This is a genomic window from Primorskyibacter sedentarius (assembly GCF_004342065.1).
Classification (GTDB): Bacteria; Pseudomonadota; Alphaproteobacteria; order Rhodobacterales; family Rhodobacteraceae; genus Primorskyibacter; species Primorskyibacter sedentarius.
This window is the reverse complement of sequence record NZ_SLZU01000008.1, coordinates 45821-63693: the sequence shown is the minus strand read 5'-3', so window position 1 is coordinate 63693 and position 17873 is coordinate 45821. Positions and strand designations below refer to the sequence as shown.

Genomic DNA, 17873 nt, shown 5'->3' with positions numbered 1-17873 from the left:
TCACAGGATTTTCGAACGTGCAGAAAAATAAGATCAGGAGGTTGGAGCGCAGTGTGACGGCCTCCTAACTGAGCTTGTCCCAGACCGTGGGCGCGCCGACCCTGAACGCGGCGCCGTCGTTCGTCGAAGGAGTGGTGCACTTGGCTAACCCCGACGCCCGCTCGCGTCCTTCCACTGTGCCCAGCAAGCGGCGCCGGGGTCGTGTGCGTCCGCCTCTGCCCCGATCCTTCCACCCTATCACTACAGCCAGAAAACCACTGCCGCGCTCTGGGGCGTCGTCTTCTTCGACGAACCGGTGAGCGCCAGTTGTTTCTTCGGCACAACCCTGTTTGTCGGGGCGGGCGCGGGTAGTCTAAACGCTGATGCCCCCACCTCCGGTCAGGTCCGCATGTGCTGCCTACGACCGACCCCGGGTAATCAGAGTCGACAATTCGAGCCGTTATGTATAATCATAATATGAATTAATCTGGGCGGAGCGTTTGCTTCATGCATATGCAAATGTATATCGGCGGCGTTCTGGTGGATGGACAAGGAAGCCTCGACGTCATCAACCCGGCGACCGAGGATCGCGTTGCTACTGTTGCTGCGGCTGGGCTCGAGGATGTGGAAGAGGCCCTCAGCGCTGCCAAAGCTGCGGCCCCCGGCTGGGCCGCGACACCGGTGGCGGAGCGTCAACGCTGGATGTTCAAGCTGCGCGACGCGGTGATCGCGAATGAAGACATGTTGCGCGAGTGCATCCATCAGGAGATGGGCAAGCCCTGGGGCGGGACACAGGAAGATTTCGATCTGCTCGAACGATCGCTGAAGTTCTACGCGGAAGAGATCCAGCGCGTCCATGACGAAACGTTGCGCGATCTTGATGGCACCCATGAACACCGGATCGTCTATGAACCCGTGGGCGTGGCAGTGGCCTATCTGGCGTGGAACTTTCCGCTTCTGAACCTCGCCTACAAGATCGCCCCGGCGATGGCAGCGGGCTGCCCGATCATCCTGCGGCCGTCGGCGGCGACGCCGGTCTCGGCCTATGCGGTGGGCGAATTATGCGCCCGGATCGGCCTGCCCGCGGGCGTGGTCAACATCCTGACCACCGATGGCTACGAAACCTCCGATGCGCTGGCGGCCTCGACAATACCCAACCTGATCACGCTGATCGGCTCGACCAACACAGGCAAGCACCTGATGAAAGTCGGCGCCACCTCGATCAAGAAGTTCTCGATGGAGCTGGGCGGCAATGCGCCGGTACTGGTCTACCGCGACGCCGATCTTGACCTGGCTGCGGATATCGTCAGCACCGTGAAGTTCAACAACGCGGGCCAGATCTGCGTGACGCCCAACCGGGTCTTCGTCGAGCGCGACGTCTATGACGCCTTCCGCGAAAAGGTCGTGGCGCGTGCCAAGGCGGCCCGGGTAGGCTTTGATAGGCAGGCCGACATCCTGACTGGCCCAATGATCGACGGCCGCGCCTGGACAAGGGTCAAGGGGCTGATCGATGACGCGGTCGGGAAGGGTGCGAAACTTTTGGCGGGCGGAGACCGGCCGGAAGGGCTGGACAAGGGGCATTTTCTGGCCCCCACGGTGCTCGATCGTGTCACGCCCGAAATGCAGATCTATCAAAACGAGATCTTCGGCCCTGTCGTCAGCCTGATCCGTTTTGACGACCGCGAGGCCGTGCTCGACCGCGCCAATGACGGCGAGGAAGGCGGGCTTGCCTCCTACATTTTCACAGCTGATCTGGGGCTGGCCGAGGCGGTGGCAAAACGCCTGCGCTACGGCGAGGTGCAGATCAACGGCGTCAAATACGACATCTACCTGCCGCATGGCGGCCTCGGGCAATCCGGCATCGGGCATGACTGTTCGCGGCTTGCCCTCAACGACTATCTTGTCGTCAAGCGCATCAGCCGGGGGCTGACATGATGGAGGATTTCATGGAACTCGAACTGATCACCAGCGCGCTGAAGATCAAGAAAATCACCAGTCATGTGCTGCAATGCGACATGCCCGAGGAGCTGGGCTATTCGCAGCAATATTATGCCAAACGCACCGCCCATATCGTCGAGGTCGAGACCGATCAGGGCATTACCGGCTGGGGCGAATGTTTCGGGCCCGGCAACGTGGCGCTGGCCAACAAGACCATCGTGGAAAAGGTCATCCAGCCGCTGGTTCTGGGGATGGACCCGATGGACCGCGACGTGATCTGGCACAAGGTCTATAACCTGCTGCGGGATCACGGCCAGAAGGGCATGCCGCTGCAATCGCTTTCCGGCGTGGACATCGCGCTTTGGGATATTGCGGGCAAGGTTACAGGCCAACCGATCCACAAGCTGATCGGTGGGGCGCATCGCACCCATGTCAGATCCTATGGCTACGGCATGATGCTGAAACGCGAAAGTGTTGAGGATCACGTTGCGCGGTTTGTGGACGAGGCGGCCGCCATCAAGGACATGGGCTTTGCCGCCACCAAGATGAAGATCGGCCTTGGTGCGAAGGATGACGTCAAGCTGGCCGAGGCGGTGCGGCGCGGGGTCGGGGACGACTTCGACTTCATGGCGGATGCCAATCACGCCTACAACACCTCTGACGCCTTCTATGTCGGGCGCGCGCTGGACGAACTGGGGGCCTATTGGTTCGAAGAGCCGATCGCGCCCGAGGATCTGGACGGCTACCGCGAGCTGCGGGCAGGGCTGAAGGTCAACATCTCTGGCGGCGAGGCGGAGTTCAGTCGCTGGGGCTGGCGGGGTTTGCTGGAATCGCGCGGGCTGGATATCGCGCAGCCCGAGGTCTGCGCGCTTGGCGGGATCACCGAATACCTGCGGGTTCTGGCGCTTTGCCACGCGCATTTTACCCCGGTCTTCAACCATGTCTGGGGGTCGGCCATCGCGGTCGCAACCAACCTGCAACTGCTCGCCGCAATGCCGCCCTTGCCCGGGGGCCTGTTCCCGCGCGAGCCGTGGCTGGAGTTCGACACCACCGAGAACCGCTTCCGCGACAACCTGCTGGCCGAACCGCTCGACATCCAGGGGCAGGTCAAGCGCAACGACGGGCTGATCGCCATTCCGACCGGGCCGGGGCTGGGCGTGGAGCCAGACCGTGACTTTATCAAGGCCTACGAACTGGACCTTTGACTTGGCGATGCGCGAAACGGTTTGAACGCGGCACCAGCCACGGCAATGCAGAAAACTGCGGCGACAAGAAGGCGAGCGGCGTGGCGGCAGTACTCAGGTTTTGCAGCGCAGTGATCTCTGAACTCTTTCCGGCAGTGACGGAACCGCTTTACTACTTGTGCCGTCAAAGCAGAAACGCAGCGCCCCACATCCCGGCAGGTTTAGGCGCAGCATGATGCCGAAAGGGGCAAGCCCCGCCCGCTGTCTTGCAAACGGCCGGAGCGGGGGTCAACGGGTTTCGAGCCAATCCAGCGCACGCATGACACCCACCGCCGGGCCCATCCCGAATTGCTTTAGCGCCCGGAGGCCGAAGGGGCGGAGCTTGGTCATCGGAAAGGCGAGGGTATCGGGTGCGGCCCCCAGCACCCTCTGGGCCATGATCTTGCCCATCACATTGGTCATCGCCACACCGCGCCCGTTATAGCCCAGCCCGGCCAACAGGCCGGTCCGGGGTTCGTGCAGATGCGGGAGGTGGTCCTCGGTCAGGGCGATCTGCCCCCCCCAGCGATGGCTCCAGCTAACACCGGCCAATTGCGGGAAGACGCGCACCGCGTCACGTTGCAGCCAGTCGAACCCGCTTTGAACGCCATTCCGATCAAGTTTGCCCAACCCGCCATAGACGATGCGATCGTCAGGCTCGCGGCGGGCATACATGATCACCCGCCTGCTGTCCGAAATGGTGTGACCTTCGGGCAGGATCTCTGAAATGATCTTTTCGGGCAGCGGTTCGGTGGCGATCTGGATCGGGTTGATCGGAATGATGCTGCGCCGCAGCCCACCGACCAGATCATCGGTATAGCCGTTGGTTGCCACCACCACCCAGTCAGAGCTTACCCGCCCGGCACCAGTACTGACCTGCCAATTTCCGTCCTTGCGCTCCAGCCTGTCGGCCCGGCTTGATCCGTGGATCATTACGCCCAGGTTGCGGGCGACGGTGGCCATGCCCTGCGCCAGCATCAGCGGATGCACCGCCCCGCCGCGTGGTGCGACGACGCCGCTGGAATAGGCCCGCGTGCCGGACAATCGGGTCACATCCTCACCGTCGATCAGCGACATTCCGGCGCCGTGTTCGTTCCATTCGCTCAGGTCTGCCTCGGCCTTGCGCCGCGCCGCGGGGCTGTGCAGCACGCGCAGCCAACCCCTTTGCCGGGCCTGACAGGCGATCCCGTGACGGGCAATGAAGGCAAAAAGATCATCGGCCGAGGACAGCGAGGCTGCTGTCAGACGCTCGAAATAGACCGGACCGACCAGTTCGCGCAGCTGTTTGGGAGAGTTGAAGGGCAGCATCGGATTGACCTGCCCGCCATTGCGCCCCGACGCACCCCAGCCGACATCACCGGCGTCCAAAACCACGACCGAGGTCCCAGCCTCGGCCAGTTCGATGGCGGTGCGCAGGCCAGTGAACCCCGCACCGATCACTGTAACGTCGGCCCGGTGATCCCCGTTCAGCGGCGGGTGGATTGCCTCGGCTACTCTGGCCTCGGCCCAAAGGGAACCGGGCCAGTCCACGACGGAGGAAGTCGGCGCTTGCATGACAATGCTCTCATATTGCGGAACTCATCTATCAATATGAGAGACTAGGCGGCGCTGCGTCAACTGATTTGTTGCGTGCTCAGTCCGGTGCTTCGCCCTGAATGGCGCGCGTCACCTTGGCTGCTGCTTTCTTAAGCCGTCCGGCCTTTTCAAGCAGTGCGACCGGGTCGGTGTCTGCCGTCAGCGTCCAGAGCGACAGGCAGGCTGCCACCTTGCCGCGTTCATCCCAGATCGGTGCGGCGATACCCATGACCTGCAGGAATTCTTCTTTGATGGCCGACGCATATCCGTTTTCGTGGATCGCGGGGAAATCGGCAGTCAGGGTTTCGGCGTCCGTGCGGGTGAACTCGGTCGATTTTTCCAGATCTGTGGTTGCAAAAAACTCCTCCAGCTGCGGCTCGGGCATATGGGCCAGAAACACTTTGCCGGCAGCAGTGCAGTGCAATGGCGCCCGGTCGCCGGCACGCGCCGCATAGCGCATCGACACGTTATCGGCCGTCCGCAGGTAAAGCAGCGAAAACCCGTCAAGCACCGACAGCGCGGCGTTCATCCTTGTGCTTTCGAGCAACTCCTCCATCGGGTCGGCCGCGATTTGTTGCAGGTCGACCCGGTGGAACCCGGCACGGGCCCAGTCGTGAAACCGCGGACCGGGCGCATAGCTGCGCTTGTCCTTGTGATAGGCCACCAGCCCCTCGCCCTGAAGCACGGCAAGGATGCGGTGGCACGAGCTTTTGACGAAACCCGTCTTGGCCACGATGTCGGAAAAGGCCAGCGGCTGTTTGGCATGGGTGAGGACATCCATCACGCGGGCGCATTTGGTGACGATCGAACTTTCCGAAGATCGTGACATTGACTGCTTTCCTCATCTCTATTGTATTTCGGAACTACTGTCTCGATAAGTGCTTGGCAAGCAGGCAGCCCGTGCGCCGGACAAACCCGATTGCAACAAATGCGTTGACGTGGCGCAAATCTCCCGCATAGTTTTTTATACCAGAACAAAAGTTCTGTAATGCGAGAGATATAACTTCTGGGTCTCCCTTGCCGACCGTCCACCGGCGCGCAAGGGGCCCCGCCCAACCGGAGGTTCACATGAAGACAACACTTGCAACCCTCGCCGCCAGCAGCGCCTTGGCCCTCGCCGCGCAAACAGGGCAGGCGGCCGATCTTGACGAGATCACAGTCGCATATTTCCTGGAATGGCCGTTGCCGATGATGGCTGCCAAGGCAGAGGGCGCTTATGACGAGGCGCTGGGCTTGAAGGTCAACTGGGTCAGCTTTGAGACCGGCACCGCAATGAGCGCGGCCATGGCATCCGGCGACGTGCAGCTTGCAGTCAGCCAGGGCATCCCGCCCTTCGTTGTCGCGGCTTCGGCCGGTCAGGACTTGCAGGTGATCGACGTGGCGGTCAGCTACTCTGAGAATGACAACTGTGTCGTTTCGGCTGACCTGGAAATCGACAAGACCACCGCATCAGAGCTGGCGGGAAAGAAGGTGGCCGTGCCACTGGGGACGGCGGCGCATTACGGGTTTTTGCGGCAGATGGATCACTTTGGCATCGATCTGGCCAGCCTTGATATCGTCGACATGGCCCCGCCCGAAGGCGCCGCCGCCCTGGCGCAGGGCGCTGTGGATTTTGCCTGCGGCTATGGTGGCGGGCTGACCCGGATGAAAGAACATGGGAACGTGCTGCTTACCGGCGCAGAGAAAGAAGAACTGGGCATACTGGTCTTCGACGTGACCTCTGGCCCGGCGGAATTCCTCGCCGAAAACCCGGACCTCGTGGCGAATTTTCTTGCCGTCACCGCCGAGGCGAACAGCCGGTGGACGTCGGGGGAGGGCGGGGACGCGATGCTTGAAGTGATGGCGAAAGAGGCGGGCATGGACTTCGAGGCCGCGCGCGGTGCCATCGACACCATGTCCTTTCCCGATCTGGAAGAGCAACTCTCAGAGAAATGGCTGGGTGGTGGCATCCAGACCTTCATGAAGGGCGTGGCCGATGTCTTTGTCGAGGCCAACAGCATCGATGGCGCGCTGGACAGCTACGAAGATGCCGTCAACGCCGAACCCATGACAATCGCCCACGGCGGCTGACAAAGCGGGCGGGCCCGCCGCGGTGCCCGCCCCACCATTCCTTTCCGATACGGAAAAGTGCCGCGCCTGCCGGGATATCAACAGGGTGAATATGGCGTCCTGTCACCGAACGGCGCACCACCGTCAGGCAGTGACTGCAGGCACGAACTGTCACGCGCCGCATGTCGAGACGAATTGCAAAACTATGATCTGCAGATCATTGGCCAGCCACTGTTTCGGCGCCTGCGCCATGCCCGTTTGCAGCCTTTACCGGAATGTTCAGAACGTGCAATAATTGGGCAGTAAAGCGCTCTTGGACCGGGCGTCAAGTTTCGCGCAGGGATCGTGGTGTTGTCGAGTGCTCGGGTTAAACCATTCAAACTTGGTGCATTCGAAGTCTGCCCTGTTAGTGACCGGCTGAGCAAAGGTTCCAAAAGCCTGAAAATCGAACCCCAGATCATGAACGTTCTTATGCTGTTGGTCGACAGTCAGGGTAGTCTGGTTCAGCGCGAAGAATTCATGGCAAAGATCTGGCAGGAAACAGACGTTTCCGACGAGGTGCTGACACGGGCGATTTCTGTCCTGCGGCGGCATTTCCGGTCAGAGGACGCGGAAACCGAATATATCCAGACTGTCCCGAAACGGGGGTATGTCCTGCACCCGGATTTGGAGTGTATGGGGCATAGCGACCGGCCGCAGGATGGCTCAGGTGGTATCCACGCGCCTCGGAACAGCGAGGCGACAGCGCTTTACCTGCAAGGCCGCTCTTTGCTGAAACAGCCGTTCATTGCTGGCGCATTGGACAATGCAATCGACTACTTTCGGGAAGCCCTTTCCATCGAGGGCGCGTCGGCGGATTTATTCGCGGCCCTCGCCGAGGGCTACTATCAAAAGCTCACATTCTCTCAGGCCGGTGACAAACATGCGCTGATGGAGCTTGCGGTTCAGAATGCCGAGCGTGCACTGGTGCTGAACCCGGATATGGCGTTTCCGTTAAGCGCCTTGGCGATGAACCGGTTCTTGTCCAGCGACATTGTCGGCGCTCTTGATCTGGCGTTCCGGGCATTTGATCTTGCCCCGGCAGAGCCGGAAATTGCGATGCGGTTGGGTTACCTGCTGGCCATTATCGGGAAGACAAGACAGGCGATCCCCTATTTCGAACTGGCAATCTCGCGGGATCCCACGCGCGGCCGGTATTTTCAGTGTCTGGCGCAGGCAAAGCTGTGCAATGATGAGCTTGACGAGGCAGAGCGGCTTGCGAAAAAGGCGATCGATCTGCACCACCTGTTTGCCTACGATACCTACGCAGCCGTGGCCTATGCGAAGGGTGAGGACGATCTCGCGGCACAGCGATTTACGCAGGGATGCCTTGCGATGCACAGCATGTTCGGCGCGCAGTTCGGGCCCCCGGAAATTTGGGAGAAATACGCGGGTCAGGTCTTTAGCCGAGACCCCGACATCCGCAAACTTGTGGCTCAGTGGTTGGTCATAAGCGATGGCAATGACATTGGATATGTGTCCATTCCGGTGATGACTGTCCTCATGCGGACGGGGTCGGCACAGGCCATCTTTGATGCCTGTGGCAACGGCCCCCCGATCGGATCACACGGGGCGTTGCTGCGGATGTGGGGCAGCGTAGACACCTGCCGCATGATCTACACCCATCCGAAATTTCCTGACTTCGCCAGAAGGATCGGCATGGCCGCCGCGTGGGCAAAATACGGTGCGCCGGATCGGCCCGTTTATCCGGGCCCGTCCCAGGCCGCCGGCAACCACCACGAAATCTAAAAAAATCTTTAGAAAATGTGAATCCCTCAGGTTTCCATCAGGACTTGGGTTTTTCGGCTGCCTAAAATCGGGCGCAGCATGATTGCGGCACTCACCGAGCGGCATGCGTTTTCACAGGCGTTTGGTTTCACACAATGATCATCGCCGCCACGTCCAATGCGATGTGGTCTTGTCCCACGCGCAAGAAGCGCAAGCCGCCGCAGATCTGGGCGCTGCCTGACGACCCGGCAGAATATTTGCCGAAAAATTTGATTTGAAAGGACCCTTGGTATGGTGACCACCCCCCTCGAATGGCTGAGCGATTTTCAGGTCAATAACGGCATCACCAACACATCGTTCAATTACGAAAGCGATATCATCCAGCTGAGCAACGGCAATGTGCTGATCACATGGACATCGTTTGACGACACCGGGGCCGGGTCACCGAACAGCAGCGACATCATCGGTCAGATCTTTGACCCGCTCGGCAACGAGGTCGGGGCAGAATTCCTGGTGAACGCATTCCTGAATGTGTACAGCGAAAGGAGCGCCTCCATTGCCGCGGTCGACGGGGGCGGATTCGTAGTCACTTATGTAGACTACTATGCACCGGCCGGGGTCGAATACGATATCGTCGTAGAATACCACGACAACACCGGCGCGGCGGTCCGCGGCAGCATCGTATATGACGGGGCGAGCAGCGAGATTCATGCCGACCCGCAGGTCGCCTCGCTTTCGGCAACCAGTTCGATGATCGTCTGGCTGGACCGCACCAACTACGATGTCTTGGCGGCGGTCTACGATCCCAGCACCGGTACGAAGGGCCCGACGCTTACTCTGTTTGATGGTGGTGTTGGGGCAGGCCAGGGGATCGACGGCGTCGAAATTGCAGCCCTGCGGGTGTCAAACCGGTATGCCGTGACATTTGTCGACCACGACACTGGCAGCAACAACCAGACCTATCTGAGGATCTACAATTCGTCCGGCAATGCGGTGACCGGCGAGATTCTGATCGACGACACCAGCCCGTTGTCGCGAGACACCCATGTGACAGAGCTGAGCAATGGCAATCTGGTTGTCAGCTGGACATCTGCCGACCCGAATTTCAGCTCCGGTATCCGCGCGCAGATCTACACCTCAAGTGGCGTAGCCGTCACCGAGGCCTTCTCACCTGCGACGAGCCTTGCGGGCGCGCAGGAAAAGACCGCGATTGCTGCCACCGGCGATAACGGCTTTGTCGTGTTCTGGGCGGATGACGAGACGTTTGATGTTCACGGCCAGCGCTATTCCAACGACGGTACGCGGATCGGTGTTGAGTTTGACGTGGTGGACTGGAACCTTTCCACGCTTGACCACCTTTCTGCTGTGGCGCTGGCAGATGGCCGGGTGCAACTGACCTGGACCGGGGAATTCTCGGCTGGCGACGATGTCTTTACCGCCATCTGGGATCCCCGCGACAGTGACGAGACCAATGACCCGGCGGTTGCCCACGGCTATCAGATCGGCACGCCCGAGGCGAACACCATCGCCACCACGGCCGACACTGTCCACGTGGATGGCTCTGGCGGAAATGATCGCATCATTGTCAGCCCGGCCGATGCGGGTCGCGCCGATGTTCTGGATGGCGGTGCGGGCATCGATACGCTTGTTATCGACGCTTTGAACGGGACCTGGAATTTCCAAACCGCTGCCGTGCAGAATTTTGAAGTGCTGGAGTTCGCGAGTACTGCAGGTGCCTTGGGCACTCGGTGGGCTTTCTTCCTTGATACCCAATTCACCCAGTTCACCACCGTGAATTTTGACGCTGCACCCGGGACGAGTGAGTTCCTTGCCGTCCTTATGTCGTCGTCCACCGTGTTCAGCTTGAACGGCGTCGCGATCACCGGTCAAGAAAGCGACGACGGCGTCGTAGTTTCTGGTGATGCTTCTGATGAGTGGATTTACGGGTCTTCGGCACGCGATGCCCTATTGGGTGGGGCGGGCGATGACACGCTGATTGGCGATGACGGAGATGACACACTTTATGGAGGCACGGGCGCCGATTGGCTGATCGGATCGGACGGTAACGACCTGCTTGTTCTTAACGACGGCAGCTACACTTCTGGTGTCACAGTCGATCTGTCGATGAATGTCATCTCTGGTCCGGACAACATCCGCGATATTGAAAACGTGACCGGGACGTATTTTGTCGCGTCAGGAGACCACCTGACCGGAACAGACGGGGCAAATCTGATCGCAGGCCATTTCGGTGACGACACGCTGATTGGGTTGGCGGGCGATGACACGCTTGAAGGCGGCGCGCAAAACGATCTGCTTTATGGCGGCCACGACAATGACCTTCTAGGCGGCGAAGATGGCGATGACACGCTGTCCGGTCAGGGCGGTAACGACCGGCTGGAAGGGGGTATTGGCAGCGACGCGATCTATGGCGGCGCCGCTAGTGACACGCTGATTGGCGGGGCGGGCGATGACACGCTGTCCGGCGGCGGTGGGATTGATCTGGTCGATTATTCCGGCTCTTCGGATGCGGTTGAGGTGCGCCTGTCCCTGACATCGGCGCAGCGCGTTTCGGCCAGCCAGGGCACCGACACGATCTTCGGGATCGAGGGTGTCGTGGGGTCCGACCATGACGACAGTCTGTTCGGCAGCAATGGCGCGAACCTCATCATCACGGGTGACGGCGAAGACCGCGTCTTCGGGGGTGGCGGCGACGACACGATGGATGGCGGCGCAGGCGACAATGACTTTCTGAACTACTATTTCTCGGCGGATGCCGTGGCGTTTGATCTGTCGAACCAGGGCGCAGGCCAAGTCGTCAGCGCAAGCCAGGGCACCGATCTGGCGAGCAATTTCGAGAATGTTCTTGGGTCCGGTAAGGGCGACGATACCCTGAGAGGCGACAGCGCTGGCAATGTCATCCAAGGCTATGGCGGGGCCGATAGCATCGACGGCGCTGGCGGCGACGATTTCCTGAACGGCGGCGGCTTTGACGACACGCTGCTGGGCGGAGACGGCAACGACACCGTGCTGGGCGATTATGGCGACGATCTGCTTGGCGGCGGGAACGATGATGACAACCTTGCGGGCGGGGCTGGCGACGACTCTGTCTACGGCGGGGCGGGCAGCGACCGCATCAACGGCGGCACCGGCGCGGATTTGCTGGTCGGCGGGGCGCAGGGCGATGTGTTCACCTATACCAAGACAAATCAATCCACTACGGCATCCCGTGATATCATCCGCGACTTTGTCAGCGGCGTTGATATGGTGGACCTGTCGGGCATTGATGCGGACCGCACGACCGGCGGCAACCAGATCTTCACCTTTATCGGGAATGCGGCGTTCAGTGGCGTGGCAGGCCAGCTGAACTGGCTGACCAACGGAACGAAAACCTGGCTGCAAGCCGACACCAACGGGGATGCAGTCGCTGATTTCAGCGTTCAGCTCAACAATCTGTCTGCCCTGAGCTCGGCTGATCTGATCCTTAACAATGCGCCGATTGCGCAGGCGGTTTCCGCTGTTGCGCAAGAAGACGGCCCCGCGGTGCTGATCGCCCCGGAGGTGACTGACCCCGACAGGAACGACACCGTCAGCCTGAGCATCGACACGACCAACACACTGGGCGCTGTGACCATCACCGAAGACGGTATGTTCAGCTATGATCCCACCGGCGCGTTTGATTTTCTGGCGATTGGCGAGATCGCATCAGATACGTTCAGCTATACCGTCGACGATGGCAGAGGCGGCACCGCGACCGAAGTCGTCACGCTCACCATCACGGGCCAGAATGACGCGCCGGTTGCGCGGCGCGACATCGCGTCGGCAGTGGTCAGTGCCGCGTCGGTCGACCCGGCATCAAACGTAACAATATTTGGCGACGTTTCCGTAAACGATACGGATGCCGACGACGGGGCCGTGCTCACATATTCTCTGGACGCGCCGGTCAGCGGTTTGTCGATGAATTCGGACGGCAAGTTTCTTTTCAATAGGGCTGATCCTGCCTATGCGCGTCTCGCCAAGGATGAGGCCATATTTATCGAGGCGCGTTATAGCGTCACCGATGAGCTCGGGGCATCGTCGCAATCAGAACTCAACATTGCGATCATCGGATCAAACGACGCCCCGGAGGCATCGTTCGGCAGTTTCGCGGCGCAGGCGATTTCGTCGGATGTTGCCGCGCAGCCGGGTCCGGGAGAGGTCGGGACGGTTGCCTATTCGGATGTTGATGACCGGGCAAGCGCCACTTTTTCGCTTGACGAAAGCGTCGCCGGTCTTTCCATCGACAGCCTGACCGGCAAGCTCTTTTTCGACGGAGGCGACCCTGCCTACACGTCTCTCGGGGCGGGCGAAACCCTATCCAGGCGTGTCAGCTACACGATCACTGATCAGCATGGCGCAACAGGCACAAGCGAGATTGAGATCCTTGTATCCGGCGCAAACGAGGCCCCGATTGCCGTGGATGACACCTTTGATGTAACCGCGGGTGACGCCGGTTTTGTCGAGTTCTATCCGGGGATCGTGTTCGGCTCTGTCTCTGCCAATGACAGCGATGCGGATGCAAATGACGCACTGAAATTCACTCTGGTCAATCCGGTCGATGGGTTGAGACTTGGCAGCAACGGAAATTACGCCTTCGATGCCCGCCACCCGGCCTACGAGGGGCTACAGCAAGGCGAAATCCAGCAGATCGTCATTCCCTACACGATGACGGATAACAATGGCGGTGTTGCAACTGCGGACCTGACGCTGACGGTGACCGGCACCAACGCGGCGCCGGTTGCGAGCGCTGTCAGCGATATTGTCGTGCGCCATCCTGATGCCGCAAATCCCGGTCAGTTCGTTGTGCATGAGCGCAGCGTCGCACCCTACGTCACGGATATCGACGAGGGGGACGTTCTGACATATGCGCTGACCTCGCCGGTCACCGGCCTGACGATGGACAGCGACGGCACCTATGCGTTTGACCTGAACGATCCGGCCTTTGCAGGATACGCCGAAGGCCAGGAGATCGACATTCAGGCCAGCTATACCGTTACCGATGAATTTGGTGCACAGGATACTGCGGACCTGAGCATTCGCGCCAATGTAACCAACACCAGTCCGGTCGTGAATTTGAGCCTTGATGAACGCATTTTTCAAATCAAGGAAGGTCAGGTCTATCATGGTCAACTCGTTGCGTATGACGCCGAAACCCCCGCGTCCGAACTGAGGTTCGAATTCGATTATTACGGTGGGTACAAGGGCACGTTTGACCTGAGAGAGGATGGCTCTTTCACCTGGACACCGTACCCCTACGATCCTGGGGCCAATCCCTTTGACCCCGACGAGGCGCTGGATCCTTACGCGAACCGACAGATCTTTACCTACCGGGTTTATGACGAGCAGGGCCTGGGTCTTGACCCCGAAGACTATTACAATGGCGTGTTTGATGCAGCCGTTGCCCTGAACCGTGGTCCCAACGGCGTGCAGGATACCTCTATCACTGTCTCGCAGGGCAGTTCCGCCGAAGTGTTGAGAGTGGTCTTGACCGGCAGCCTTGTGGACAGCGACGGGTCGGAAGACCACCATGTTGATACAAGCATGACGGCGGGCAAACTTGTTCTGGTCAGCAGGACCGACATTACCGACGACGTCACGGGCGAAAACAATTTCGAGTATGTCTTCGATTGGCATATTGATGACACCGTCGACCTTACGCAGCTCAATCATATCGCTATCGTGACAACCGAAGCGGTCGGCGCGGGGGATGACCCGAACGATCCGTCAGACCGACAGAACACAACATCCCTGGCCTTTGATCCCGGCGTGGAGATCGAAACGCAGTCCAATTCGTTCCAGCATATGTTTGAGGCCGTCGATCAGAATATGTGGGGGGCGGGCGATGCCATGTCGCTTGAAATCGGGACGTTCTTTGGCCTCGATAGCGGCGCGTTCGATAAGACCTTCGGGTTTGGGAGCGGCGCCTTCAGGATGGATGTTGACGGGCAGTTCATGTTCGGGCTTGCGCCGAAACTTACCCTGACGGCCGGCGAAGTGGACGCCTCGGTTACCAAGGACATCGATACGCAGGCGCACTACAACAAGACATTCGATCAATTCACCTTCCGCGCGACGACACAGACAAAATCCAGCGCCTTTGAAACGGTCAGTGCCACTGCAAACTTCGCCCTTGGGTATGAAGCCATCGCGCGCCTGGATATGTCTGCCGAGGTCGATGTCACCGTGGACCTTCTGGTCGACGAGGTTGGTTTCAACGAAGAGTTCGACCTGGTCAATTTCGACATCAGCAGTTCGGGCAATCTGTTCACGCTGAACACGGCCGACATCCCCGCGGGAGAGTTCCCTCTGCCCGGTATCATTGGTGATTTTGCATCCATCACGCTGAATATTCCCGACATCAGCGCCAGCGTGTCCGAAGACTTTTCTGCCCGCGAAACCAAGGTGGTCAAGTCCGGCAGCCTTGAGGATGATATCGCGACGCTTGAGATCGATCTCGATGAAATGGCATACACGATGTACAGTGAATTGGGCGGGACACTACCGGTCAATCCCCTCAACCCGCTGGACGAGGAATACGGACCGTTTTCCGCCAGCTTTGACATCCTCGATATTGTCGCCTCAACGACTCTGGGCGTTACGCAGGAATTCGACCTCAGCCATTCGGGCACGTCGGGTTGGTTGGTCATGGAAGACGGGACGTTCTTTGGGGTTGACGTCTTTGAATATGGAAATCCGAATTCAGGCAGTTCTCTGACAATTGAAAACGCAAGCGCCTATGATGAAGACGGAAATGGGGAGATTGATTTCCAGTTTGTAGCTTCGGCAGATGCGAGATTGCGCAACCAGACAGATCTTGGGCTGAGCGTCGGTATCGAAGCAAGCGTTCTGGCCGGAGAGCTGGGCATATCCCTTCCCGTCATCGGCGATCTGGGTGTCGAATTTGGTCCGTTGCTCGAACTGGGGGCCGAAGCGCCGATCGCCGATCTTTACGGTTTCGACGAGACCTTTGATCTGGCCTTTGCGGACACCATTTTCAACCTCACGGTCTGAGACGAAGACAGTCCGCGGCGACGCGCTGCCTTTAAAACATGCGACGGTCGGATTGCGCTGTTCAGGTCTTGGCCCTCAACTGACCGTCGGTGCCAGGCCCAAGGGGGGCGTCTGTTGGAGTTGGTATGTGAGGGGATCGACAGGGAAGAAGGCTGGCGGGGGCTTCCTCGCAGCCCTTCGACAGGATCAAACCATGAAGCCAAAGGCTCTGACCTGCGCGCCGGATGCGATCCACGCCCGCACCTGCGGTTGAACAGGCACGTTGGCGGCAAGGATCATTCTCGCCCTTGGAGGTTCCTACAGTCGCCGCATGGGCCACTCTGGTCTCCAGCAATAACCGCAAATTCGGGCATCGGGGTTGCTCTCGTCCGTCGGTCGGACCGGGTGGTAGGTGGGGTCAATCGACGGTCAGGCGGCAGAGGACGGTGTTGCTTTGCTCAAGGTCCGGTCCCCAGATGAATTCCGCGTTGTCAGACCAATCGATATCGTTGTACCCCATTTTCGGAGCGACCTGCGCGGCTGTGTAGACTTCTGCTTGCGGCCAGTCCGAGGCGTCGAAATCTGCCGTGTCCCAGCCATCCGGTTCCTCCGAAATGTCAAAGGTGCAGGCGCCCGTGCCCGCAACAGGGTTGGCGACACCCTCGCAAGCCTTGTCGAGCGGCGCCGTATGGATCACAAGGCACTGCCAATCCGCATTGCTGACGGCGACGGTTGCCCCTGCCGCATCTTTGATCTGAAGGATGACGCCGCCGTCGCCCATCTGCTGACGCGCGGTGCCGATATATTCAAGCCCGGTGTCGTTTTCGATGAAATCGCGCGCGACAAGACCGATGGTGAAAGGGCGCTCTGCCTCGAATGTGAAGCTCTCGGCGTTGAAGGAGCGCTCGGTCGTGATTGGCACGCTGTCCTCTGCGACCTGCACGCCGTTCACGCGCAGCTCGAACCAATTATCGGCCCAGACATCGGCAGAGAAGGGCTGGGCGTGCCCAATCGAAGGAAGTGCGGCGAGCACGAGAGTGGCTAGCATGCGTGTCATCGGGTGTCCTTTCCGTGAACTTGGTGGCGGACCAGTCAATGATCCGTCTGAGGGGTGTTATCGCACGCAACGCACAAGATTGTCGGAGCGGTTGTAGTCGCAGGCGTTGATCGAACAGGTGGTGTCCTCCGTCGCTCCCTGTCCGATGACTGTCTTGATCGAGGAGCGCTGCGCCCCCGCGCCGTGCCAGTCGGTATATTCGGTCTGGTCGCCCGATTTGCTAAGCGCCTTGCCGAAGGCAATGACATTGGCATAGTTTTTCCAGTCGCCAAAGGTGGTGCTTGTCCAGAAGTCCAGCGTCTCGGCATCTTCGGTTATCGTGAAGAAGCCCTCATCTATCGCGGGAAAACCGGTGCGGTCATAGTCTACGATGCTTTGTAATTCCTTGGAATTTGGCAAGGTCCAGTCGTCGTAGCCTGCAAGCTCCAGCGCCTCGCAATAGGCCAGTGCATCGGCCCATTCCCTGCGCGTGCCGTCATCGGATTTTTGCCACATCAGCCCCGTCGCACCGTCCGTGACCGTGCCGTCGCCATTGCCGACAAAGGCGTTTGCCCCGTAGACGCCTTCCTCGCCGCTGACGCAGCGCACATAGTTGCCTGGCGTCTGTCCATCCTGCCCGGTCAATCCGCCTGACGCGGCAGCACCGGTGTAGAAATCAAGGCCGGTGCCATAGGCCTTTATGTGACCATCCGCGAAGTTGAAGCCGAACGCGGCCTGATTGCGGCCGTTCTGGACCGGGCCTTTGACATAGAGGGTAGAGCTCCAGTACTGGCCCGCGAAGGCCATACGCCCCTTTGGGTATTCGAAGTCGAAGACGGAGGTGTCGATGTAAGGGGTCGGCTCACCCTCTTCGGGTGTAAGCAATTCGCCCCGGTTGTCGGCCAGCGAATAAAGCTCCTTGATCGAGGGCACCCGCCAGTCCGTTCGCCCGGCCAGATCCAACGCGCTGCAATAGGCCAAGGCATCTGTGTATTGAAGGCGGTCATCCTGCGGCGTTTTCTGCCAGACGAGCCCGGTATTGGTGTCCAGAACGGTTCCGTCGCCATTATCGGCATAAGAGGCCGGTAGGCGAGAATACTGCGCATCCTGACCATAAAGCGCCTCACCCGCAGCAGGGCAGTCGATGGCACCGCCCATCAGATCAAAGCATGCGTCCTGCATCGTATCGACAACGGGATAAGTCAGATCCTGAGCGTTGCTCGCGGTAGCGCCCAGCACAAGAAGCAAAGCAGCGCGGGGGAGTGGCGTCATGTGATGGT

10 protein-coding genes are annotated in these 17873 nt (G+C 59.8%); 6 read left to right on the top strand and 4 right to left on the bottom strand.

Annotated features, from left to right (window positions below; translation table 11 throughout):
- The first annotated feature begins 486 nt into the window (after positions 1 to 486).
- Positions 487 to 1914: an aldehyde dehydrogenase family protein gene (locus EDD52_RS12270; protein ID WP_132245344.1), complete on the top strand. Its 1428-nt coding sequence runs from the start codon at positions 487 to 489 to the stop codon at positions 1912 to 1914.
- A 38-nt stretch (positions 1915 to 1952) separates the two neighbouring features.
- The gene (locus tag EDD52_RS12265) at positions 1953 to 3122 is read left to right on the top strand and encodes a mandelate racemase/muconate lactonizing enzyme family protein (protein ID WP_132245554.1); all 1170 of its coding nucleotides are present in this window, start codon (positions 1953 to 1955) and stop codon (positions 3120 to 3122) included.
- Between the two features lie 267 nt (positions 3123 to 3389).
- Here EDD52_RS12265 and EDD52_RS12260 read toward each other — a convergent pair whose 3' ends face one another.
- Positions 3390 to 4694, bottom strand: coding sequence for an NAD(P)/FAD-dependent oxidoreductase (locus EDD52_RS12260; protein WP_132245342.1), 1305 nt, complete (start codon positions 4692 to 4694; stop codon positions 3390 to 3392).
- A 79-nt stretch (positions 4695 to 4773) separates the two neighbouring features.
- Entirely contained in the window at positions 4774 to 5544 is a 771-nt protein-coding gene (locus tag EDD52_RS12255) for an IclR family transcriptional regulator (protein WP_132245340.1), read from the bottom strand.
- 239 nt (positions 5545 to 5783) lie between these two features.
- Here EDD52_RS12255 and EDD52_RS12250 point away from each other — a divergent pair, with 239 nt between their 5' ends.
- From EDD52_RS12250 to EDD52_RS12240, 4 genes are all read left to right on the top strand, one after another.
- Positions 5784 to 6785 carry a taurine ABC transporter substrate-binding protein gene (locus EDD52_RS12250; RefSeq protein ID WP_132245338.1) on the top strand — a complete coding sequence of 334 codons (1002 nt, stop codon included), beginning with the start codon at positions 5784 to 5786 and terminating at the stop codon, positions 6783 to 6785.
- 324 nt (positions 6786 to 7109) lie between these two features.
- Positions 7110 to 8552: a winged helix-turn-helix domain-containing protein gene (locus EDD52_RS12245; RefSeq protein ID WP_341539841.1), complete on the top strand. Its 1443-nt coding sequence runs from the start codon at positions 7110 to 7112 to the stop codon at positions 8550 to 8552.
- 134 nt (positions 8553 to 8686) lie between these two features.
- A complete protein-coding gene (locus EDD52_RS24275; RefSeq protein ID WP_279389265.1) occupies positions 8687 to 8809 on the top strand; it encodes a hypothetical protein in 123 nt (40 codons plus the stop codon).
- A gap of 13 nt (positions 8810 to 8822) precedes the next feature.
- The gene (locus EDD52_RS12240) at positions 8823 to 15578 is read left to right on the top strand and encodes an Ig-like domain-containing protein (protein WP_132245335.1); all 6756 of its coding nucleotides are present in this window, start codon (positions 8823 to 8825) and stop codon (positions 15576 to 15578) included.
- Between the two features lie 397 nt (positions 15579 to 15975).
- On the opposite strand, the gene EDD52_RS12235 is transcribed toward EDD52_RS12240, so the two are convergent.
- Positions 15976 to 16614 (bottom strand): PEBP family protein, encoded by a 639-nt coding sequence (locus EDD52_RS12235; protein ID WP_132245333.1) that lies wholly within the window; start codon positions 16612 to 16614, stop codon positions 15976 to 15978.
- Positions 16615 to 16671: 57 nt separating this feature from the next.
- Complete coding sequence (locus EDD52_RS12230) at positions 16672 to 17865, bottom strand: Lcl C-terminal domain-containing protein (protein WP_132245331.1); 1194 nt, start codon at positions 17863 to 17865, stop codon at positions 16672 to 16674.
- Between the last annotated feature and the right edge of the window lie 8 nt (positions 17866 to 17873).

Coding starts and splice junctions, on each gene's coding strand:
- EDD52_RS12235 (WP_132245333.1), bottom strand. CDS start 16,614: ATGACACGCATGCTAGCCACTCTCGTGCTCGCCGCACTTCCTTCGATT.
- EDD52_RS24275 (WP_279389265.1), top strand. CDS start 8,687: ATGATCATCGCCGCCACGTCCAATGCGATGTGGTCTTGTCCCACGCGC.
- EDD52_RS12240 (WP_132245335.1), top strand. CDS start 8,823: ATGGTGACCACCCCCCTCGAATGGCTGAGCGATTTTCAGGTCAATAAC.
- EDD52_RS12260 (WP_132245342.1), bottom strand. CDS start 4,694: ATGCAAGCGCCGACTTCCTCCGTCGTGGACTGGCCCGGTTCCCTTTGG.
- EDD52_RS12255 (WP_132245340.1), bottom strand. CDS start 5,544: ATGTCACGATCTTCGGAAAGTTCGATCGTCACCAAATGCGCCCGCGTG.
- EDD52_RS12230 (WP_132245331.1), bottom strand. CDS start 17,865: ATGACGCCACTCCCCCGCGCTGCTTTGCTTCTTGTGCTGGGCGCTACC.
- EDD52_RS12270 (WP_132245344.1), top strand. CDS start 487: ATGCATATGCAAATGTATATCGGCGGCGTTCTGGTGGATGGACAAGGA.
- EDD52_RS12250 (WP_132245338.1), top strand. CDS start 5,784: ATGAAGACAACACTTGCAACCCTCGCCGCCAGCAGCGCCTTGGCCCTC.